At 64.3% G+C, this 19916-nt stretch carries 16 protein-coding genes; 5 read left to right on the plus strand and 11 right to left on the minus strand.

The window, feature by feature from the left end:
- Positions 1-39: 39 nt before the first annotated feature.
- From acnA to ACR65T_RS04030, 4 genes are all read right to left on the minus strand, one after another.
- The gene (acnA, locus tag ACR65T_RS04015; RefSeq protein WP_434495277.1) at positions 40-2751 is read right to left on the minus strand and encodes an aconitate hydratase AcnA; all 2712 of its coding nucleotides are present in this window, start codon (positions 2749-2751) and stop codon (positions 40-42) included.
- A 92-nt stretch (positions 2752-2843) separates the two neighbouring features.
- On the minus strand, positions 2844-4280 hold the full coding sequence (locus ACR65T_RS04020; protein ID WP_434495278.1) for an MDR family MFS transporter: 1437 nt from the start codon (positions 4278-4280) through the stop codon (positions 2844-2846).
- Between the two features lie 249 nt (positions 4281-4529).
- Positions 4530-6113, minus strand: a complete 1584-nt coding sequence (locus ACR65T_RS04025; protein ID WP_434495279.1) for a RecQ family ATP-dependent DNA helicase — start codon at positions 6111-6113, stop codon at positions 4530-4532.
- Positions 6110-6406, minus strand: coding sequence for a hypothetical protein (locus tag ACR65T_RS04030; RefSeq protein ID WP_434495280.1), 297 nt, complete (start codon positions 6404-6406; stop codon positions 6110-6112). The genes ACR65T_RS04025 and ACR65T_RS04030 overlap by 4 nt, the downstream gene beginning before the upstream one ends.
- Positions 6407-6621: 215 nt before the next feature.
- On the opposite strand from ACR65T_RS04030, the gene ffh reads away from it, so the two are divergent.
- From ffh to rimM, 3 genes are all read left to right on the plus strand, one after another.
- Positions 6622-8160 carry a signal recognition particle protein gene (ffh, locus tag ACR65T_RS04035; RefSeq protein ID WP_434495281.1) on the plus strand — a complete coding sequence of 513 codons (1539 nt, stop codon included), beginning with the start codon at positions 6622-6624 and terminating at the stop codon, positions 8158-8160.
- A 60-nt stretch (positions 8161-8220) separates the two neighbouring features.
- Entirely contained in the window at positions 8221-8580 is a 360-nt protein-coding gene (rpsP, locus tag ACR65T_RS04040) for a 30S ribosomal protein S16 (RefSeq protein WP_434495282.1), read from the plus strand.
- A gap of 188 nt (positions 8581-8768) precedes the next feature.
- On the plus strand, positions 8769-9317 hold the full coding sequence (rimM, locus tag ACR65T_RS04045; protein ID WP_434495283.1) for a ribosome maturation factor RimM: 549 nt from the start codon (positions 8769-8771) through the stop codon (positions 9315-9317).
- On the opposite strand, the gene ACR65T_RS04050 is transcribed toward rimM, so the two are convergent.
- The gene (locus ACR65T_RS04050) at positions 9314-9622 is read right to left on the minus strand and encodes a hypothetical protein (protein WP_434495284.1); all 309 of its coding nucleotides are present in this window, start codon (positions 9620-9622) and stop codon (positions 9314-9316) included. The two genes, rimM and ACR65T_RS04050, sit on opposite strands and share 4 nt — an antisense overlap.
- A gap of 384 nt (positions 9623-10006) precedes the next feature.
- Between ACR65T_RS04050 and trmD the strand changes: the two genes are divergently transcribed.
- Complete coding sequence (gene trmD, locus ACR65T_RS04055; RefSeq protein WP_434495285.1) at positions 10007-10714, plus strand: tRNA (guanosine(37)-N1)-methyltransferase TrmD; 708 nt, start codon at positions 10007-10009, stop codon at positions 10712-10714.
- A 112-nt stretch (positions 10715-10826) separates the two neighbouring features.
- The gene (locus tag ACR65T_RS04060; protein WP_434495286.1) at positions 10827-11366 is read left to right on the plus strand and encodes a Dps family protein; all 540 of its coding nucleotides are present in this window, start codon (positions 10827-10829) and stop codon (positions 11364-11366) included.
- A 25-nt stretch (positions 11367-11391) separates the two neighbouring features.
- On the opposite strand, the gene ACR65T_RS04065 is transcribed toward ACR65T_RS04060, so the two are convergent.
- The 6 genes from ACR65T_RS04065 to ileS all read right to left on the minus strand — a co-directional run bounded on the left by ACR65T_RS04065 (position 11392) and on the right by ileS (position 19735).
- On the minus strand, positions 11392-12273 hold the full coding sequence (locus ACR65T_RS04065) for a 3-hydroxybutyryl-CoA dehydrogenase (protein ID WP_014891576.1): 882 nt from the start codon (positions 12271-12273) through the stop codon (positions 11392-11394).
- Between the two features lie 202 nt (positions 12274-12475).
- A complete protein-coding gene (locus ACR65T_RS04070) occupies positions 12476-13420 on the minus strand; it encodes an electron transfer flavoprotein subunit alpha/FixB family protein (protein ID WP_014891575.1) in 945 nt (314 codons plus the stop codon).
- A 2-nt stretch (positions 13421-13422) separates the two neighbouring features.
- Positions 13423-14169, minus strand: a complete 747-nt coding sequence (locus ACR65T_RS04075) for an electron transfer flavoprotein subunit beta/FixA family protein (RefSeq protein WP_256033201.1) — start codon at positions 14167-14169, stop codon at positions 13423-13425.
- A 144-nt stretch (positions 14170-14313) separates the two neighbouring features.
- A complete protein-coding gene (locus ACR65T_RS04080; RefSeq protein WP_434495287.1) occupies positions 14314-15132 on the minus strand; it encodes a rhomboid family intramembrane serine protease in 819 nt (272 codons plus the stop codon).
- Between the two features lie 55 nt (positions 15133-15187).
- Positions 15188-16615 carry a lipopolysaccharide biosynthesis protein gene (locus ACR65T_RS04085; RefSeq protein ID WP_434495288.1) on the minus strand — a complete coding sequence of 476 codons (1428 nt, stop codon included), beginning with the start codon at positions 16613-16615 and terminating at the stop codon, positions 15188-15190.
- Positions 16616-19735 carry an isoleucine--tRNA ligase gene (gene ileS / locus ACR65T_RS04090; RefSeq protein WP_434495289.1) on the minus strand — a complete coding sequence of 1040 codons (3120 nt, stop codon included), beginning with the start codon at positions 19733-19735 and terminating at the stop codon, positions 16616-16618.
- Positions 19736-19916: the final 181 nt, after the last annotated feature.

The following is a 19916-nucleotide window of genomic DNA, read 5'->3' on the forward strand; positions in this document are numbered from 1 at the left end:
GGAGGACTCTGTTTGAGTCAATGGTTTTTTTGGTGCGATCTAAGGGACGAGTTGTCGCAACACGTAAGGAAGGATGCCGCCATTCTTGAAGTATTCCAACTCGTCGAGCGTATCGATGCGGGCGAGCAACGGCACAGTCTTGGTGGACCCATCTGAGAACGAGATCGAAGCGACCAGAGTTTTGCGTGGCGCAAGCCCCTCGCGCAATCCATGGATGGTTACGGTCTCATCGCCCTTGAGTCCAAGCGTGTCCCAACCTGTCCCCTCCGCAAAAGTGAGCGGCACGACGCCCATGCCGACGAGATTGGAGCGGTGGATGCGCTCGAAACTCTTGGCGATCACGGCGCGAACCCCAAGCAGCATGGCGCCCTTCGCCGCCCAGTCGCGTGACGAGCCGTTGCCATATTCGGCGCCGGCCATGACGACCAGCGGCGCGCCCTCGTCTCGGTAGCGCATGGCGGCGTCATAGATCGACATGATGTCGCCGCCCGGAAAATGCCTGGTCAATCCGCCTTCCGGCGTGAGGCCTTTCGCATCCCGCATGATGTGATTCTTGATGCGGATGTTGGCGAAAGTGCCGCGCATCATCACTTCATGGTTGCCGCGACGCGTGCCGTATTGATTGAAATCGGCAGGCGCGACGCCATGCTCCATCAGCCATTTGCCGGCGGGCGAAGCCGCCTTGATCGAGCCGGCGGGCGAGATGTGATCGGTGGTGATCTTGTCGCCAAAGAGCGCGAGGATGCGTGCGCCGACGATATCTTCCACGGGCTTGGGCTCGCGCTGCAGACCGACGAAATAGGGCGGGTCGCGCACATAGGTGGACTGGTCGTCCCACGCGTAAGTCTCGCTGCTTGGCGCTTCCACCGCGCGCCAATGCTCGTCGCCCGAAAAGACGTTGGCGTAGGTCTCGCGAAACAGATTGCGCGTCACCTGATCGCGGACGAAGGTCGCGATTTCCGCATTCGACGGCCAGATGTCGCGCAGATAAACCGGCGCCCCGGCGCTGTCCTGTCCGAGCGGCTCCTTCGTCAGATCGATCGCCATCGTGCCGGCGAGCGCATAGGCGACGACGAGCGGCGGCGAGGCGAGGTAATTCGCCTGGACGTCGGGATTGACCCGGCCTTCGAAATTGCGATTTCCCGACAGCACCGAGGCCGCGACGAGGTCATGCTCATTGATGGTCTTCGAGATCGCCGGCGGCAGCGGCCCGGAGTTGCCGATGCAGGTCGTGCAGCCGAATCCGACAAGATTGAAGCCGAGATCGTCGAGATATTTCTGCAATCCGGACTTCGCGAGATATTGCGCGACGACCTGACTGCCCGGGGCGAGCGAGGTCTTCACCCAGGGTTTCGCCTTCAGTCCGCGCGCGGCGGCGTTGCGCGCCAGCAAACCCGCGCCGATGAGCACGCTGGGGTTGGAGGTGTTGGTGCAGGAGGTGATGGCGGCGATGACGACGTCGCCATGGCCGAGATCGAAACTTTCGCCTTCGACGCCATAGCGCTGCCCGAGTCCGTCTTCCTTCTTATATTCGCTCGCCAGCGCGCCGAGAAACGCCGAGCCGACGTCGGAAAGCGCGGCGCGGCTCTCGGGACGCTTTGGGCCGGCGAGCGACGGCGTGACCTCCGCAAGATCGAGACTCAACGTATCGGTGAATTCGGGATCTGGCGCGCCGGACTCGCGCAGCATTCCTTGCGCGCGGGCATAGGCTTCGATCAGCGCGATGCGGTCGTCGACGCGCCCGGACATGCGCAAATAGGAAAGCGTCTCCTGATCGATGGGGAAGAAGCCGCAGGTCGCGCCATATTCGGGCGCCATATTGGCGATGGTCGCGCGATCGGCGAGGCTGAGATGATCAAGCCCTTCGCCAAAGAACTCCACGAATTTCCCGACCACGCCTTTTTTGCGCAGCATTTGCGTGACGGTCAGGACGACGTCCGTCGCCGTCACGCCTTCCTTCGGCGCGCCGGTGAGCTTGAAGCCGATCACTTCCGGCGCGAGCATCGACAAAGGTTGGCCGAGCATGGCGGCCTCGGCCTCAATGCCGCCGACGCCCCAGCCGAGAACGGCGAGGCCATTGATCATCGTCGTATGCGAATCGGTGCCGACCAGCGTGTCGGGATAGGCGAGTTCGACCGTCTTGCCGTCGATGCGCTCGGTGCGCGTCCAGACGGTCTGCCCGAGATATTCCAGATTCACTTGGTGGCAGATGCCGGTGCCGGGAGGCACGACGCGGAAATTGTCGAAGGCCGACTGGCCCCATTTCAAAAACCGGTAGCGCTCGCCATTGCGCTCATATTCGAGTTCGACATTGCGGGCGAAGGCCTGCGGCGTGCCGAAACTGTCGACGATCACCGAATGGTCGATGACGAGATCGACGGGAACCAGCGGGTTGATCTTCTGCGCGGTCCCGCCCAGCGCGACGACGGCGTCGCGCATCGCCGCAAGATCCACGACCGCCGGCACGCCGGTAAAGTCCTGCATCAGCACGCGCGCCGGCCGGAAGGCGATTTCGCGCTCCGTCTTGCCCTTCTCCTCGAGCCATTTCGCGAAGGTTTCGATCGACTCCCTGGTGACCGAACGGCCGTCCTCGTTGCGCAGCAAATTTTCCAGAACGACCTTGAGCGAATAGGGCAGGCGAGAGACGTCTCGAAGCCCGTTTTGCTCCGCCGCCCTCAAAGAGAAATATTGATAGGACCGATTCCCGACGACGAGCGTCTGGCAGGCGTTGAAACTATTGAGAGAAGCCATGGAAGGGTCCTTGCGGCGCGGGAAGGCGCAATCTTTCTAGAAAATTCCATGCCATGGGAGCAAATAGAAAAGACGCGAGGAAAATCGACCCGTCAGCTGCGTCGCTCGCCGCGCAGCGGCCGCTCCTCCATACGCGCGAGGAAAAGCAGGGACAGGCCCACGCAAACGGCAAGCGCCAGAAAAACGAGACGAAAGCTCGAAAACAAAGCGGCGCCGTCGACGTCCGTCTTCATCTCCTCAAGCAATTGCGCGCGGCCGCCGCCAATCGCCAGGGCGGCGAAAAGCGCGACGGCGGCCCCGGCCGCGAGCTGCCGAAAGAATTGCATCGAAGCCGTCGCGGTCCCCAGATCGCGCGAATCGACCGCGTTCTGCACCGAAACGGTTGCGACAGGCAGCATCGCGCCGATCCCGAAGGTCGTGACGGTGAGCAGGGCGTTGAGCAAGAGCAGCGAGCGGCCCGAACCCATCATCGCAGCCGCGCCCAGCGCGGCGAGAGCGCCGGCGCCGAGCCCGAGGAGCGGAGCCGTCTTATAATGCGTCAAACGCCCCATCAATCGTCCGGACACTGTGGCGCCGGCGACGGTGCCGACCATCAGGGGAATAAGCGTCAGCCCCGATTCGCTCGCATTCATCCCGCCGCAGATTTCGTAATAGATGGGCATCACGACCGAAAGTCCGACGAACCCGCCGAGCCCGAAGGAACTTGACAAGATGGCGTCGCGCACGATTCGAAGTCGGAGAATACGCAGCGGAATGAGCGGCTCCTTGGCGCGCGCCGTGCGCCAGGCGAAAAGCGCCCAGGCGAGAGCGGAGGCGGTAAGTATCCCGACGATCGGCGCCGACCGCCACGGATAGCGCACGCCGCCCCAGCCGAGCGCCAGCACGAGAAGGCCGGAGCCGGCGATCAGCAAAAACGCGCCCAGATAATCGACGCGATGCGGATGGCGCCGCTCCGGCACCCGCTTCAACCGCGAATTGACGATCAGGAGCGCCGCGACGCCCAGCGGCAGATTGATCCAGAAGATCAGCGACCAATGCCAATATTGCGCAAAAACCCCGCCGAGCGCCGGACCGGCGATGCTGGAGGTGATGAACACCGCGGCGAAATAGGACTGATATCGGCCGCGCTCGCGGGGCGAGACGAGATCGGCGACGATCGTCTGGGCGAGCGAGATCAGGCCGCCGCCGCCAAGTCCCTGAATCACCCTCGCGCCGGCGAGCGCCGCCATGCTCGGGGCCAAGGCGCAGGCGACCGATCCGATCACGAAGGTGATCACCCCGATCAAAATGACGCGCCGCCGCCCGTAAACATCGGCGAATTTGCCGTAGAGCGGCGTCACCACCGTCGCCGCGATAAGATAGGCGGTCACGATCCAGGGCAGATCTTGCGGGTCGCCGAGGTCCGCCGCGATGGTCGGCATGGCCGTGACCACAATCGTCTGGTCGAGGGCCGAGAGCAGCATCGCGAGGCCGAGCCCGAACATGACCTGTCGCAGTTCGGCGGCGTTTGGCGGCGGGTTAGCGGACATGGCCTCGGGGGAACAGCACGGGGAGCCCTAACTACAGTGTTGCGGCGCCGAACGAAACCCTCCCTGCCTTAACGGTCGGGGCAATTGGGTGAAGGATTGTTTTCCTCACCCTCATCCTGAGGAGCCGCGCAGGCGGCGTCTCGAAGGACGAGGTGAGGAAAATACGCGAGCGCGGGCTTCCTCGTCCTTCGAGACGCGTGCTGCGCACGCTCCTCAGGATGAGGAAGCCCTTCACCCGATCGCCCTGCCTCAACGGTCCTTGCCGATGATCCGCAATAGCGCCGCCGCGTCTTCGATCCCCCGCAGCAGCGGGTCGTCGGCGCTTTGCGGCCTTTCGCGCGCGAGGGCCCGCAGCGCCTGTTCGGACGCCACGATTCGCGGCGCCAACCGGCGCCGTTTTGCGATGGCGAGCCGCTCGGCCGCGAGCGCGCGCAGAAGGCGCGCCTCGGCCACCGTCAGCGGCGGCTCCTCCTGCCGTCTCGGCGTGTCGATGTCGATCGGCGCAGGCGCGAGTTCAGGAAGATTGGCATCGTCTTCCGAAAGGTCGGCGCGCGCGGCGAAGCCGCTTGTGAGCGCGGCGCGCCAGCCAAGCGCGAATGATGACAGGCGGCGGGGCCACGCCAGCGGTCCGCCGCGGCAATGATCGCATTTGCCGCAGGGCGCGCTCGCTTCGCCAAATTCTGCGAGGAGGCGCTGAAAACGGCAGCCCGGCGCCGCCGCGAGCCGGGCCATCGCTTGGCGCCTGGCGTAGTCGCCGGCGGCCGCGTCATTGTCCTGCGCCGCTTGCGGAATGCGCCAGCGCAGCGCCAGCTCCGCGGGCGAGAACAGCGTCAGCGCGCGTGCCGGCGCGCCATCCCTTCCGGCGCGGCCGATCTCCTGATAATAGCCCTCGACCGACGTCGGCAGATCGGCATGAATGATGAAGCGCACGTCGGGCTTGTCGACGCCCATGCCGAAGGCGATGGTCGCCACCATCACCGCGCCCTTTCGGGTAAAGAAAGCGTCCTGGCTTTCCGAGCGCGTGTGGGCGTCGAGCCCGGCGTGATAGGGCAGCGCATCGAACCCCAGCCGCGAGAGTTCGCGCGCCAGCGCGTCGGTCTTGTTGCGCGAGTTGCAATAAATGATGCCGCTTTCCTTCCCGGCGCCGCGGCCTTGGCGCGCGAACTCGACGATCTGCCGCAGTCCGGGGCGCTTCTGCGTAAAATCGAGCGCGAGATTGGGCCGCGCGAAGGAGCGCTGGAAGATCTGCGGGGGCCGCGAAAACAGCGTGCGGGCGATGTCGTCGCGGGTGCGCGGACCCGCCGTCGCGGTGACGGCGAGCACCGGCGGCGCGCCGAGCTTTCGCGCGATGTCGCCGAGCGCGCGATAGTCGGGGCGGAACTCGTGGCCCCAATGCGAGACGCAATGCGCCTCATCGACCGCGAAAAGCTTGATGCGAATGCTGCGCAATAAATTCTGCGTTCCGTCCTGAGCGAGACGTTCGGGGGCGGCGTAAAGCAGCTTTGCCCGGCCCGATGCGACGGCGTCGATCGCGGCCGCCGCTTCGTCGTCCTCCTGCATGGAGTGCAGCGCGACGGCCCCGACGCCAGAGTCGGCGAGGGTTCGGAGCTGGTCGCGCATCAGCGCGATCAGCGGCGAGCAGACGAGAACGAGCCCGCCCCCCGGAGCTGCGGCTGGCAGCTGATAGAGGAGCGATTTGCCGGAGCCCGTCGGCATGATGGCGATGGCGTCGCGCCCAGTGAGCACGGCCTCGACGATCTCCGCCTGACCCGGCAGGAAGTCCGCAAAACCGAAATTGCTGCGCAGCAATTCTTTCGCGGACAACTCCGTCATGGCGCCGCTTGCGACAGCAGCGCCTCGGCGATCTCGCGCCATTCTTGATCGAGCGCGCCCTTATGCGGCTCTCGTCCGGCGCGCCGATACCAGTAGAAAGCGTTCGAAAGGTCGCCTTCCTTGCGATGGAGAAAAGCGTGAACCCACATGCTCTCGGGATCGGCTTTGTCGTCGACGCATTTATGCGCCGCGTTCCAGTCGCCCTTGGCGTCGAACCAGAGCGCCCGCAGGGGCGGCGGGAGGACCGGCGCCTCGGACGCGGACAGGGATTCGAGAAAAGCGTCGAGGGTCATGGCCTCCAGCCTAAAGAATTATAAAGAGCGTCATGTTAGCGGCAAATCTGCTCAACGTTGACTCCCGCGCGCGCCGCGCATAAAAACTCGGCACATCTCGAAAGAGAAACCGACCACAGCCCAGCCGCCCGAGAGGCGGCAGGCCAACGCCCGGCAGCGCGATGCGCCCCCGGGCGCGTTTTGCTTTGGAGCCTTCGCGCTCGCGGGAGAACAGCATGTTCGAGAGCCTTTCCGATAAGCTCTCCGGCATTTTCGACAAGCTCACACGGCGCGGCGCGCTCTCCGAAGCCGACGTCAACGAGGCGCTGCGCGAAATCCGCCGCGCGCTGCTCGAGGCCGACGTCGCGCTCGACGTCGTGCGCTCCTTCACCGACAAGGTCCGCGACCGCGCGGTCGGCGCCGGCGTCATCAAGTCGGTGACGCCCGGCCAGATGGTCGTCAAGATCGTCAATGACGTGCTGATCGAGACGCTCGGCCAGGACGCGGAGCCGATCGATCTCGTCGCCGCGCCGCCGCTCGCCATCATGATGGTTGGTTTGCAAGGCGCGGGCAAAACCACGACCACCGCCAAGATCGCCAAACGGCTCAAGGAGCGCCACGGCAAGCGCACGCTGATGGCGTCGCTCGACGTCAAGCGCCCGGCGGCCCAGGAACAGCTCGCCGTGCTCGGCCGGCAGGTCGAAGTCGACACGCTGCCGATCGTCGCCGGCCAGACGCCGGTGCAGATCGCCAAGCGCGCGATGGAGGCGGCGCGGCTGCAGGGCTATGACGTGGTGCTGCTCGACACCGCCGGCCGCACGCATATCGACGAGCCGCTGATGGCCGAGATGGCGGAGATCAAGACCTCCTCCAAGCCGCATGAAATCCTGCTCGTCGCCGACGCCCTGACCGGCCAGGACGCCGTCAATCTCGCCCAGAATTTCGACGAGCGGGTCGGGCTGACCGGCATTGTATTGACGCGTATGGACGGCGATGGCCGCGGCGGCGCGGCGCTCTCCATGCGCTACGTCACCGGCAAGCCGATCAAGCTCATCGGCGTCGGCGAAAAGATGGACGCGCTCGACGAATTCTCGCCGACGCGTATCGCCAACCGCATTCTCGGCATGGGCGACATTGTCGCGCTGGTCGAAAAGGCCGCCCAGGCGATCGACGCCGAACAGGCCCGCAAGGCCGCCGAGCGGATGGCCAAGGGCAAGTTCGATCTGCAGGACCTTTGCGATCAGCTCGCCCAGGTGGAAAAGATCGGCGGATTGGGCGGCATCATGGGTCTCCTGCCCGGCGTCGCCAAGATGAAGGATCAGATCGCCGCGTCCGGCTTCGACGACAAAATGGTGAAGCGCCAGCGCGCCATCATTCTCTCGATGACGCCCAGGGAGCGACGCAATCCCGATCTGATGAAAGCCTCGCGCAAGAAGCGCATCGCCGCGGGTTCGGGCGTCAAGGTCGAGGAGGTCAACAAGCTCCTCAAGCAGCATCGGCAGATGGCCGATCTGATGAAGTCCTTTGGCGCCGGCAAGCGCGGCGGCGGCATGATGGGCAAGGCGGCGCAAATGATGGGGCTTGGCCCCGGCATGCCGACGCCCACCCAGGAAGAGCTGCAGAAGCTGCAGGAGAAGCTCGGCGTGCCGCAGCCGAAAGCGCCGCCAGGCGGCATTCCGGCGGCGCCGCCTCCCGATCTTCTCGCCAAGCCAAGCCTGCCGGGGCTCGGCGGCGGCTTGCTCAGCGGATTGAACCCCTTCGGGAAGAAGAAATAGCAAACCGGCGATTGTCGTCGCCGGTCCCCTCACTCACCTCAACGCAACAGGAACGAACACATGTCGCTTAAAATTCGTCTCGCCCGCGGCGGCGCCAAGAAGCGTCCCTTCTATCGCGTCGTCGTCGCCGACTCGCGCTCGCCGCGCGACGGCCGCTACATCGAGAAGATCGGCTATTTCGATCCCTTAAAGGAAAAGGACGCGGCCGACCGCCTCGTGCTCGACACGGAAAAGGCGAAAGCCTGGATGGAGAAAGGCGCGCAGCCGACCGACCGCGTCGCGCGACTGCTCGATGGTCTCGGCGTGATGAAGCGCGAAGCGCGCAGCAATCCGCAGAAGGCGCAGCCCAAGAAGAAGGCGCAGGAGCGCGCCGCCGCGGCGGCGGCGGCCGCAGGCGCGGCGGAAGCGCCGGCGGCGTAAGTGGGGCGCGTATGTGCCTCGCCTTCGAGGGGAGGTTGGCGGAACGCCATGCGCGATGTTTCATTCGCCCTCATGCTGAGGAGCGCCCAACGGGCGCGTCTCGAAGCACGAGGGCGGACAGCGCGCGCGGCGATTTCCTCGTCCTTCGAGACGCCGCCTGCGGCGGCTCCTCAGGATGAGGAAATCGAATGACGGAGGACGACAGGACAAAGAACCTCGTCCTGCTTGGCCGTTTCGGCGCGGCGCATGGCGTGCGCGGCGAGATCCGACTGCAGAGCTTCACAAGCGACCCGCTGGCGATCGCAGCCTATGACAGCCTCACCGATAAAAGCGGGACGCGCCATTTCAGGCTGCGCGCCGTGCGCCCGCAGGGCAAGGACATGCTCGTTGCGCAAGTCGAGGGCGTCGACGACCGCGCCGGCGCCGAGGCCCTGAACCGCGTCGAACTCTATGTCGCACGCGAGATGCTCCCCCCTCCGGACGAAGACGAATTCTATATCGCCGATCTCATTGGCCTTCGCGCCGAGACGCCAGAGGGCCTGGAAATCGGAACGATCGTCGCGGTGCGTAATTTCGGCGCTGGAGATATTCTCGAAATTGCGCCCGCCGGCCAAGGAGAGAGTCTACTCGTGCCCTTCACCAAGGCGGTGGTTCCGACTGTCGACGTTCAGGGCGGGCGTGTCGTTGTCGAGCCGCCGGCGGAAATTGAAGCCGACAGGGAAGAAAAAGATGCTTAGCCGGCGCGTTTTTTGGCGCCGCGTTTCCCCGGCGAAGGCGGTTCGACGAGGCGGCCCGTCACATATTTGTGCAGCACGCTCGACATTAACGTCTGATAGCCGACGCCTTCGACTGCGGCCTTCGCCTGCAAATCTTCCAGGTCCCGCGAGGAAATTCTTATATTCACACGCTTGTCTTTCGTAAGCGCGTCCTTCGCGTAAGCTGCATGACGATCAATCTCGTCTCGAACGTCCTTGACCTGACGCCACTCGCCTTGCTCGAATGATGCAAGAATTTCTTCTTCGAGCTGTCGCTCGTCATCCATCTCACTACTCCGACGCAATATAGTCGCGGGTCGCTTTGCGACTCGGGATGATCGTTTTGAGGAAGAGGTCGCCTCACTGCCGAGGATTCGAATTTAATCGTGACCTGATCGCGTCAATTGAGCACATTGAACGTTTATCGGCATCGACCTGGATAACATATTGATATACTTTAGTTATTGTTATCTGAACCGACGTTCTGCTGAGAGCCGCCTTCCGGACTATCCACCTTAATCCGAGCCCTTTCAGGCGCCTATCGAGGCCTTTGTTCGGGTCCTCAATTGACAATGCGCTATTGCACTTTAGCGCTGGCGGGACGGAACTTGTCTTCGAACCCCGTCGCTCTCGGTCTTCGCCCTCCTTACGCTTCGTGCCATAACCGCACCATGTTCCGCGCGACGGTCCTCACCCTTTTTCCCGAAATGTTTCCCGGTCCCTTGGGCCTGTCGCTCGCCGGCGACGCGCTTTCGCGTGGCGTCTGGACGCTTGAGCCGCGGCAGATCCGCGAGCATGGGCTCGGCCGCCATCGCGCCGTCGACGACACGCCCGCCGGGGGCGGCCCGGGCATGGTGATGCGCGCCGACGTGCTGGCGGCGGCGATCGACGCCGCCGCGCCCAAGGACGATCCGCGCCCGCGCCTGCTGATGAGCCCGCGCGGCGCGCCGCTGACCCAGGCGCGCGCGCGCGCCCTCGCCCAAGGCCCCGGCGCGATCATTCTTTGCGCGCGGTTCGAAGGCGTCGACGAGCGCGTCATCGACGCCCGCGGGCTTGAAGAAATGTCGATCGGCGATTTCGTGCTTTCGGGCGGCGAGATCGCGGCGCTGGCGCTCATCGACGCCTGCGTGCGGCTGATTCCCGGCGTGATGGGCGAAGAAGCCTCAGGCGTCGAGGAAAGTTTCGAGGCCGGGCTCCTCGAATATCCGCATTACACCCGGCCACGCGCCTTTGAGGGGCGCGACATTCCCGAGGCGCTGCTCTCCGGCGATCACGCCAGGATCGCCAAATGGCGCCATGAACAGGCGCTGGCGCTCACCCGCGCCCGACGCCCCGACTTGTTGGCGCCCCAGACAGGCGACGCTTCCCGCCGCCGCTGAATCTCCGCGCTCTGCTCTATTTTTCATCTGGTCCGCCAAGGCGCGCGATCTAGCTAATGAGCAGCTCACCCGAGCTTGAGCCTGGAGCCAGGGCGCAAGGAGGCCCACCCAAATGCAAAAAACAAAGACGTCGATGAAGCCCGACACCGAACGTTCGGCGCTGGATACGCCGACCGATCTCGAAAAACAGTCGACGATGAAGGTCGCCGCGGAGATCAACAAGCTCGTCGCCGACGCCCTTTCGCTTTATCTCAAGACCAAGAATTTCCACTGGCATATGAGCGGCCCGCATTTCCGCGACTACCATCTGCTGCTCGACGAGCAGGCGACGCAGATCTACGCCGCCGTCGACCCGCTTGCCGAGCGCGTGCGCAAGCTCGGTCAGCCGACCCTGCGCTCGATCGGGCAGGTGGCGCAAATGTCCCGCATCAAGGACAATGACGAGGAATTCGTTTCGCCTTACGACATGCTGTGCGAATTGCTCGACGACAACAAGGGGATGGCCGAGTCGCTGCGCAACGCCCATAAGGTCTGCGACGACAACGAAGACATCGCGACGGCGAGCCTTCTCGAAACTTTTCTCGACGAGACCGAGAAGCGAACCTGGTTCCTGTTCGAGGCGGCGCGCGGCGCCGGACCAGGCGGCCACTGAGCGAGGACGCGCCTCTCTCGAGACGCTAGCGCGTCGGAACGGGCGTGCCGCTGCGATAGTCGTAGAAGCCGCGCTGGGTCTTTTTGCCGAGCCAGCCGGCTTCGACATATTTCACCAGCAGCGGGCAGGGGCGGTATTTTGAATCCGCCAAGCCCTCATGCAGCACCTGCATGACCGAAAGACACGTGTCGAGGCCGATGAAATCGGCGAGCTGCAGCGGACCCATCGGGTGATTGGCGCCGAGCTTCATCGCCGTGTCGATGGCGTCGACCGAGCCCACGCCTTCGTAGAGCGTGTAGATCGCCTCATTGATCATCGGCAGCAGAATGCGGTTGACGATGAAGGCGGGGAAGTCCTCCGAAACGCTGATCGTCTTGCCGAGCTTGGCGACAAACGCCTTCGTCTCCTCGAAAGTGACGTCATCGGTGGCGATCCCGCGAATGAGTTCGACAAGCTGCATGCGCGGCACCGGATTCATGAAATGAATGCCGATGAAGCGCTCCGGCCGACCGGTGACCGCGGCAAGGCGCGTGATCGAAATCGATGACGTATTGGAGCTGATGATCGCGCCGGGCTTCGCGAACTGCGCGAGCTCGGTCAGAATCTTTCGCTTGACGTCTTCGACCTCGGTCGCCGCCTCGATCAATATGTCGGCGTCGCCAAAGTCCGCCATTGTTGGCGCGCCGGAGATGCGCTCCAGCGCCGGTTCGACCGCCGCGGCGTCGATCTGGCCGCGCTCCACGGCGCGGCGCATCTGCGCGGCGACATCGGCGATGCCGGCGTCGATACGCTCCTGCGAAATGTCGTTCAGGGCGACGTCATAGCCGGCAAGCGCGCAGACATGGGCGATCCCCTTCCCCATCTGGCCCGCGCCGATGACGCCGATCTTGCGAATTTCGAAGCCCATTTTTTACCACCGTCAGCCAAGCTCGCGCCGGATAGCAAGCGGCGCGCCCGCGCTGAGTGCGTGCCGCAGTGCAATATAACTTGCGATCCTTCGCAAAGAAAACAAAGAAAAGAAACTGCGGAGCCCCGAACGCCGACGCTCCGCCAAACTCACAGCCGCCGCGCCGGACCATGTGGACCGAAGCGACGGCCGTTTTTCGCGATCAGCGGCCGATCTTCGCCAGCTCGGCCTCGAGCTCCGGCAGGGCCGTGAAGAGGTCGGCGACGAGGCCATAGTCGGCGACCTGGAAAATTGGCGCCTCCTCGTCCTTGTTGATCGCCACGATCACCTTCGAATCCTTCATGCCGGCGAGATGCTGGATCGCCCCCGAAATCCCGGCGGCGATGTAGAGATCCGGCGCCACAGCCTTTCCAGTCTGGCCGACCTGCAGGTCGTTGGGCGCATAGCCGGCGTCGACCGCGGCGCGAGACGCCCCGATCGCGGCGTTCAGCCGCGTCGCGACCGGATCCAGCACCTTCTGGAAATTCTCCGCCGACCCGAGCGCGCGCCCGCCGGAGAGAATGATCCGCGCCGAGGTGAGCTCGGGGCGCTCGGACTTCGCCAGCTCTTCGCTCTTGAAGGCGGAAACGCCGGGATCGGCGGGCGCCGCAATCGCCTCGATGGGCGCCGAGCCGCCTTCCGGCGCCGCCGCGAAGGCGGTGGTGCGCACGGTGATCACTTTCTTTGCGTCCTTCGCGCGCACGGTCTGGATCGCATTGCCGGCGTAGATCGGCCGCTCAAAAGTGTCGGCCGAGACGACCTTGATGATGTCTGAGATCTGCATCACGTCGAGCAGCGCCGCGACGCGCGGCAGCACGTTCTTCGTCGCCGAGGTCGACGGCGCGATGATGACGTCATAAGCGCCGGCGAGCGAGACGATCAGCGCGGCGACGGTTTCGGCCAGGACATGATCGAGCGATGCGTCTTCGGCGACGAGAACCTTCTCGACGCCGGCGAGCTTCGCCGCCTGCTCGGCCGCGCCCTTCAGTCCAGGCCCGACGATGAGGACGTGAATGGGGCCGCCGATCTCCTTGGCGGCGGTGAGCGCCTTGGCGGTCGCCGGGGCGATCGCGTCGCCGGCGGTTTCGGCAAGAAGCAGAATCGTCATCTTTAAAGCACTCCCGCTTCCTTGAGCTTGCCAACGAGCTCGACGACCGAGCCGACCTTGACGCCCGCCTTGCGCTTCGCTGGCTCGGAGGTTTTCAACACTTCGAGGCGCGGCGAAATGTCGACGCCATAATCGGCGGGCGACTTCACGGCGACTTCTTTCTTTTTCGCCTTGATGATGTTGGGCAGCGAGGCGTAGCGCGGCTCGTTAAGGCGCAAATCCGTGGTGACGACCGCCGGCAGCTTCAAGCTGACGGTCTGCAGCCCGCCGTCGATCTCGCGCGTCACGTCAACGGCGCCCTCAGTCATCTCGACCTTCGACGCGAAGGCGCCCTGGCCCCAGCCGAGCAGCGCCGCGAGCATCTGGCCCGTCTGATTGCAATCGTCGTCGATCGCCTGCTTGCCCATGATGACGAGCTGCGGCTGTTCCTCTGCGACGATCTTGGCGAGGATCTTGGCGACGGCGAGCGGCTCGACGGTCTCGTCGGTCTTGACCAGAATGCCCCGGTCGGCGCCCATGGCGAGGCCGGTGCGCAAGGTCTCGTCGGCCTTGGCCGGACCGATCGTGACCACAATGACTTCCGTCGCCTTGCCGGCCTCCTTGAGCCGCAGCGCCTCTTCGACGGCGATCTCGTCGAAGGGGTTCATCGACATTTTCACATTGGCGAGATCGACGCCCGAACCGTCCGCCTTCACCCTGATCTTGACGTTGTAATCGACGACCCGTTTGACGGGCACGAGAATCTTCATCGCGCGACCCCTTGGTCCTTCTGACCCTTTGGCGAGACGGTGTCGGAGCGCCGCTTGCGCGCGCGCCACTCTGGCTAAAGCCGTCGCGCGGTCTGGTAGCGGGGGCGCGCGCGCAAGTCAAACAAAGCGCCTGCGGCCACGCGATTAGGGCCCGTCGTCGCCGGCGTCTGGCGCGCGCGGCGCGGGGGCGAGCGCGCCGCCGCGGTCAAAAAGCCTGTGCCGGCGGCGCTTGAAGATCGGCGTCAGCACCAGACCCGCGGCGATGCCGCCGACATGCGCCATCCAGGCGATCGCGCCGCCCTCGCCCATGAAGGCGTTGATGAGCTGCATCAAAATCCAGGCGCCGACGAAAAGCCAGCCGGAGGCGACAAAAGAGAACAGCGGCGCCCGCAGCCCCAGGATCGACCTCGGCCGCGCCCCGGAGAGCCAGGCGCCGAGATAAATCGGCGCGAGCGCCAGCGAGAGCGGCGGGAAGATTCCCGCGACCGTGGCGCGCGGATGGAGCAGCAGAAAGGCCGCGCAGACGCCGGAGATCGCGCCGGACGCGCCGATGAGCGGCGCGATCGAATGCGGCGTTGCGTAAATGTAGAACACGCCGGAGGCGACGCCGCAGGAAAGATAAAACAGCAGATAGTGCAGCGAACCCATGGCGTCTTCGACATTGTCGCCAAAGACGTAAAGGAACAGCATGTTCGAGCCGAGGTGCATCACCGACGAATGAAAGAACAGCGCGGTGACAAGCGTCAGCGCAGCCGGCGGTCCAACGATCCAGTCGGCGAGCTGGGCCTCGCCGAAGAGCACGCGCGGGATGATCGCGAAGCCGCGCACGACGGTCAGCGGATCGCCGAAAATCTCGCTCTGCACCACCAGGAATATGATGACGTTGAGCGCGATCAGCGTCCAGTTCACGATCGGCCGCCGCAAATAGCGCAGCGGCGCGTCGTCATAGATCGGCATGACCATTGGCGCGCTCCTTATCAATCGCTAGCCTAACATATGGCGACGCCGACGGGCCGCGTCACGACCGCGCGAACCGCCGATCGAGCCACGTCGTCGCGAGCACGCCCAGACCGGCGATGTCGAAGGCGACGGTCAGCAGCCCGTAAACGGCCGCTCCGGCCAGGACCTGAGCGATGAGCGCGAGAACGCCTGGACTCATCTCGCGCAAAGGCGTGAGCGCGAGCGACATAGCGCCCGTCGCCACAAGCGCAGCGAACATATCCCGGAACGACGGCCAGACCGGCTGCGTGCGCAGCGCGAAATAGACCGTCGCCACCAGCGCCGCGATATAGGCGCCGGCTTGCGCGATCGCGAGATTGGAAGCGTCCTCGCCCCAGGGCAGGATCAAGAGTAGCGCCAGGCCGAAGGCGACCGCCGCAAGCGCCGCGACCATCAATGGCGCCGTCTTCTTTTCGATCTGAAAGACGGGATTGACGCCGAATAGTATGACGCCCATCGCGAAAAGTCCCGGAAGCAGCAGGCCGAGGTAATGGCCGAAGGGACCGCGATATTGCGCCGGCACGATGAGCGCTTCGATCGACGGCATGACGAGCCAGAGGCCGGCGCACGCCGGCAGTAAAAAGGCGACGACGATGCCCATGTTGCGCGCGACCTGTTGCTTGGCGCGGTCGACGCCGTGGAGTTCATGCGCGGCGACGGCGATCTGAAACAAGAGCACATCGAGCGCCGAGCCGAGCGCCTGCACCGCACGCACGCCAAGATCATACGCCAGCGCGAACTGGCCGGTTTCGGCGAAACCAAAGACGCTTGCCACGATGGAGCGCGCCACCAGCGGCATCGCCTGATAGAGAAGATGCGCGGTCACGATCGGCGCGCTATAGGCCGCAAGCGCACGCGCATTCTGACTCGAGGCGGCGCGAATGTCAGCGCCGGGATCGAGCAGCGCGCGACGTCCGAGAATGACCGTGCCGAACAGGCTCGCGACGCCGCCAGCGAGCGCCACGGCAGCCGAGTGAAAAATGAAGGCGCCGCCGCCAATCAGGACAAGCGACAGCGCATTCTTGGCGAGCATGAGACGCACATAGGCGTGGTCATGAAAACGCGCGCGCACCAAAGCGGTGCAATAATCGAAAAGCCCATTGGCCACCGACGTCAGCAGCGCAAGCAGAATGAGGTTGGTTTCGAAGTCGAGCGGCGGCCCGGCAAGCGCATAAATGCCCGTGGCCAATGTGAGGAAGAGCGTGACGCCGATGAAGGCCGCGTCGAGCGTCGAGCGCACCACCGGCTCTTTGTTGCGCGTGCGCTTTGAGTAAAAGCGCGTCGCCGAAAGACGCAGCCAATCATAGAGCGCCGTCTGCACGACCACCGCGATGGAGAAGGCGAGCGCGAAACGGCCATATTCCTCGGGGCCGAGAAATTTCGCCACCGTGAGGCCGATGACGAAATTCACGATCGTATTGGCGAGAAATGCGAGAAGAACGTTCACTTACGAGCCTGCCCCGCTCCAGCGGCCGAGCGCGACAAGCTCGCGCAACGCCTGTGCGTCGCGCGGCGTCACGTCGGGATAATCGGCCTCGGCCGTCGCGGGATCGAAATATTTCCACGAGCGGGCGCATTTGACGCCCGGCGCGCGTTGCGTGACCACTGCGACGCCCGGCGCTTCCGGCAGGCGGAACGCCTCCGGCGGGCCTTCTCCCGGCGTAACGCGAATGTCGGACGCGATGCAGATTTCGGCGAGATCGACGCCGTCGAGCGCGGCGCGCAATGACTCGTCCGCGATGTAGACGATCGGCGCCGCTTCCAGCGAAGAGCCGATGCGTTTCTGCGCGCGTTCGATTTCGAGCGCGCCGGTCACGACCGAGCGGATCTTGCGGATCTTCTCCCATTTGGCGGCAAGCGCGTCGTCGCGCCATGCGTCGGGAATGGCGGGAAAATGTTCGAGATGCACGGAGTCAGCGTTTGGATAGCGCGCAAGCCATGCTTCCTCCGCCGTGAAGACCAGAATCGGCGCGAGCCAACTCGTGATGCTGCGGAAGATGCGATCGATGGTCGCGAGCGCCGCCTTGCGTTTGACGCTCGAGGGCGGATCGCAATAGAGCGCGTCCTTGCGCACGTCAAAATAAAAAGCCGACAGCTCGCTCGTCATGAAATGGGTGAGCAGCGCGACGACGCGCTTGTAGTCGTATGCCGCATAGGACGCGCGGATCGTCTCGTCGAGCTGATGCAGACGATGCAGCATGAGACGTTCGAGCTCTCCCGCCTCGCGCATCGCCGCATCGTCATTTGGCTGATAATGCGCCAGCGCGCCGATCATCCAGCGGCTCGTGTTGCGCAGCTTGCGATAAAGCTCGACGAAAGTCTTGAGGATTTCAGGTCCAACGCGCAGATCGTCGGCATAGTCGGACGCGGCGACCCAAAGCCGCATGATGTCGGCGCCGGAATCGGCGATGATTTTCTGCGGCGCGACGACATTGCCGAGCGACTTCGACATTTTGCGCCCCCGCTCGTCGAGCACGAAGCCATGCGTCAGCACGGCGTCGTAGGGCGCGCGGCCGCGCGTGCCGCAGCTTTCGAGGAGCGAGGAATGGAACCAGCCGCGATGCTGATCGGAGCCTTCAAGATACATGATCTCGTCTTCGCCGCCGTCGCGCTTGCGGCGGATGCCGGCGAGCATCGGAAAATGCTGCGGATCTTCGAGCGTGAAGGCGTGGGTCGAGCCTGAATCGAACCAGACGTCGAGAACGTCGGAGATCTTCTCGTAATCCTCCGCCTTATAGTCGGGAGAAAGAAATCGTTCGGCGGCCTTCGCTTCATACCAAGCGTCGGCGCCTTCCTTTTCGAAAGCCTCGAGGATGCGGGCGTTGACGCGCGCGTCGACGAGCGGCTCATGCGTCCCCTTCCTGACGAAGACCGCGATCGGCACGCCCCACGCGCGCTGGCGCGACACGACCCAGTCGGGACGATTGGCGATCATGCCGCGAATGCGGTTCTCTCCGGCGGCCGGCGTCCATTGCGTGCGCGCAATTTCTTCAAGCGCGATCTCGCGCAGGGTCGGTCTATTTCCACGAGCCTCATCCCGAGGAGCGTGCGAAGCACGCGTCTCGAAGGATGCGGCCGCCGAACCCTCGTCCTTCGAGACGGCGCTGCGCGCCTCCTCAGGATGAGGGTTCGACTGAGAGAACTCCGAGACCGGCGCGATGAACCCAGGCGCGATGGCTTTATCCATCGCGATGAACCATTGCGGCGTGTTGCGGAAAATCACCGGCTTCTTCGAGCGCCATGAATGCGGATATTGATGCTTGAGCTTTCCCCGCGCGACGAGATTGCCGGCCTGAACCAGCGCGGCGATCACCGCTTCATTGGCGTCGCCCTTCTCGCCCTTGTCGGTGATGACGCGCTTGCCTTCAAAGCCCGGCGCATCCTTGGTATAGAAGCCGTCCTCGTCGACCGTATAGGGAATGCGCGAATCGATGCCGCGCGCCTGCAGCGCGCGCGCATGCGCCATCCAGATGTCGAAGTCCTCGCGGCCATGGCCCGGCGCGGTATGCACGAAGCCCGTGCCGGTATCGTCGGTGACATGTTCGCCATCAAACAGCGGCACGTCGAAATCATAACCAAGATGCGCCAGCGGATGCGCGCAGATCAACTCGGCGAGCATCGCGGCGGGCACGTCGTGCAAACGCTCGTAGCCATCGACCTTCGCCGCCTTGAACGCCTCGCTCGCAAGCTTGTCGGCGATGACGAAGGTTGCGCCCGGAAGCGCCCAGTTGCCCTCGGGCGCATGGGTGACGTGATAGAGACCGTAGTCGATCTTCGACGAGAAGGAGATCGCGCGATTGCCGGGAAGCGTCCAGGGCGTCGTCGTCCAGATGATGACGCGCGCGTCGCTTAGTTCGCCCTCGGCGCCGCGCGGAATCGGAAACGCCACCCAGACCTGATCACTGGTATAATCTTCATATTCGACTTCGGCTTCGGCGAGCGCGGTCTTTTCGACGACGCTCCACATCACCGGCTTCGAACCCCTATAAAGCAGGCCGTTCGCGGCGAATTTCATGATCTCGCGCGCGATCGTCGCTTCCGCCGCATAGGCCATCGTCGAATAGGGATGGCCCCAATCGCCGGCGACCCCTAAGCGCTTGAACTCCTCGCGCTGAACGCCGAGCCAATGTCCCGCATAGGCGCGGCATTCGCGCCGGAAGGCGATCATCGCGTCGGGATCGGTGAAATCGGGCTTCTGCTTTCCTAAAGCGCGATAATTCTCCTCCTCGATCTTCCATTCGATCGGCAGGCCGTGGCAGTCCCAGCCCGGCACATAGACGCAGTCCTTGCCGGTCATGCGCTGGCTGCGCGTCACGAGATCCTTGAGGATCTTATTGAGCGCATGGCCGATATGAATATTGCCATTGGCGTAGGGCGGGCCGTCGTGGAGCGTGAATTTCGGACGGCCTTCGCCCGATTCGCGCATCTTTTGCTCCAGGCCGAGGGTCTCCCAGCGCTTGAGGATTTCCGGCTCGCGCTGCGGCAGGCCGGCGCGCATCGGGAAATCCGTGACCGGCAGATAGAGGCTTTTCGAATAGTCGGGCCCTTTCGGGCTGTCGTCGTTCATCGTTGTGAAAACCGGCTGAGGCGGACGCGGGCGCCATAAGCGCCGCTATTGCCGCGCTGATTAGAGGATTTGTGGAAAGAGCGCCAATCGCGCCGCACCCGGACCCTGCGCGAGCCTTTAGCTCCAAGCGCAGGCCGGGCCGGTAATTCGAATGGCGGTCAGGAAAGGCATCTGGTCCCTA

It is taken from the genome of Methylocystis sp. (genome assembly GCF_051061285.1).
Classification (GTDB): domain Bacteria; phylum Pseudomonadota; class Alphaproteobacteria; order Rhizobiales; family Beijerinckiaceae; genus Methylocystis.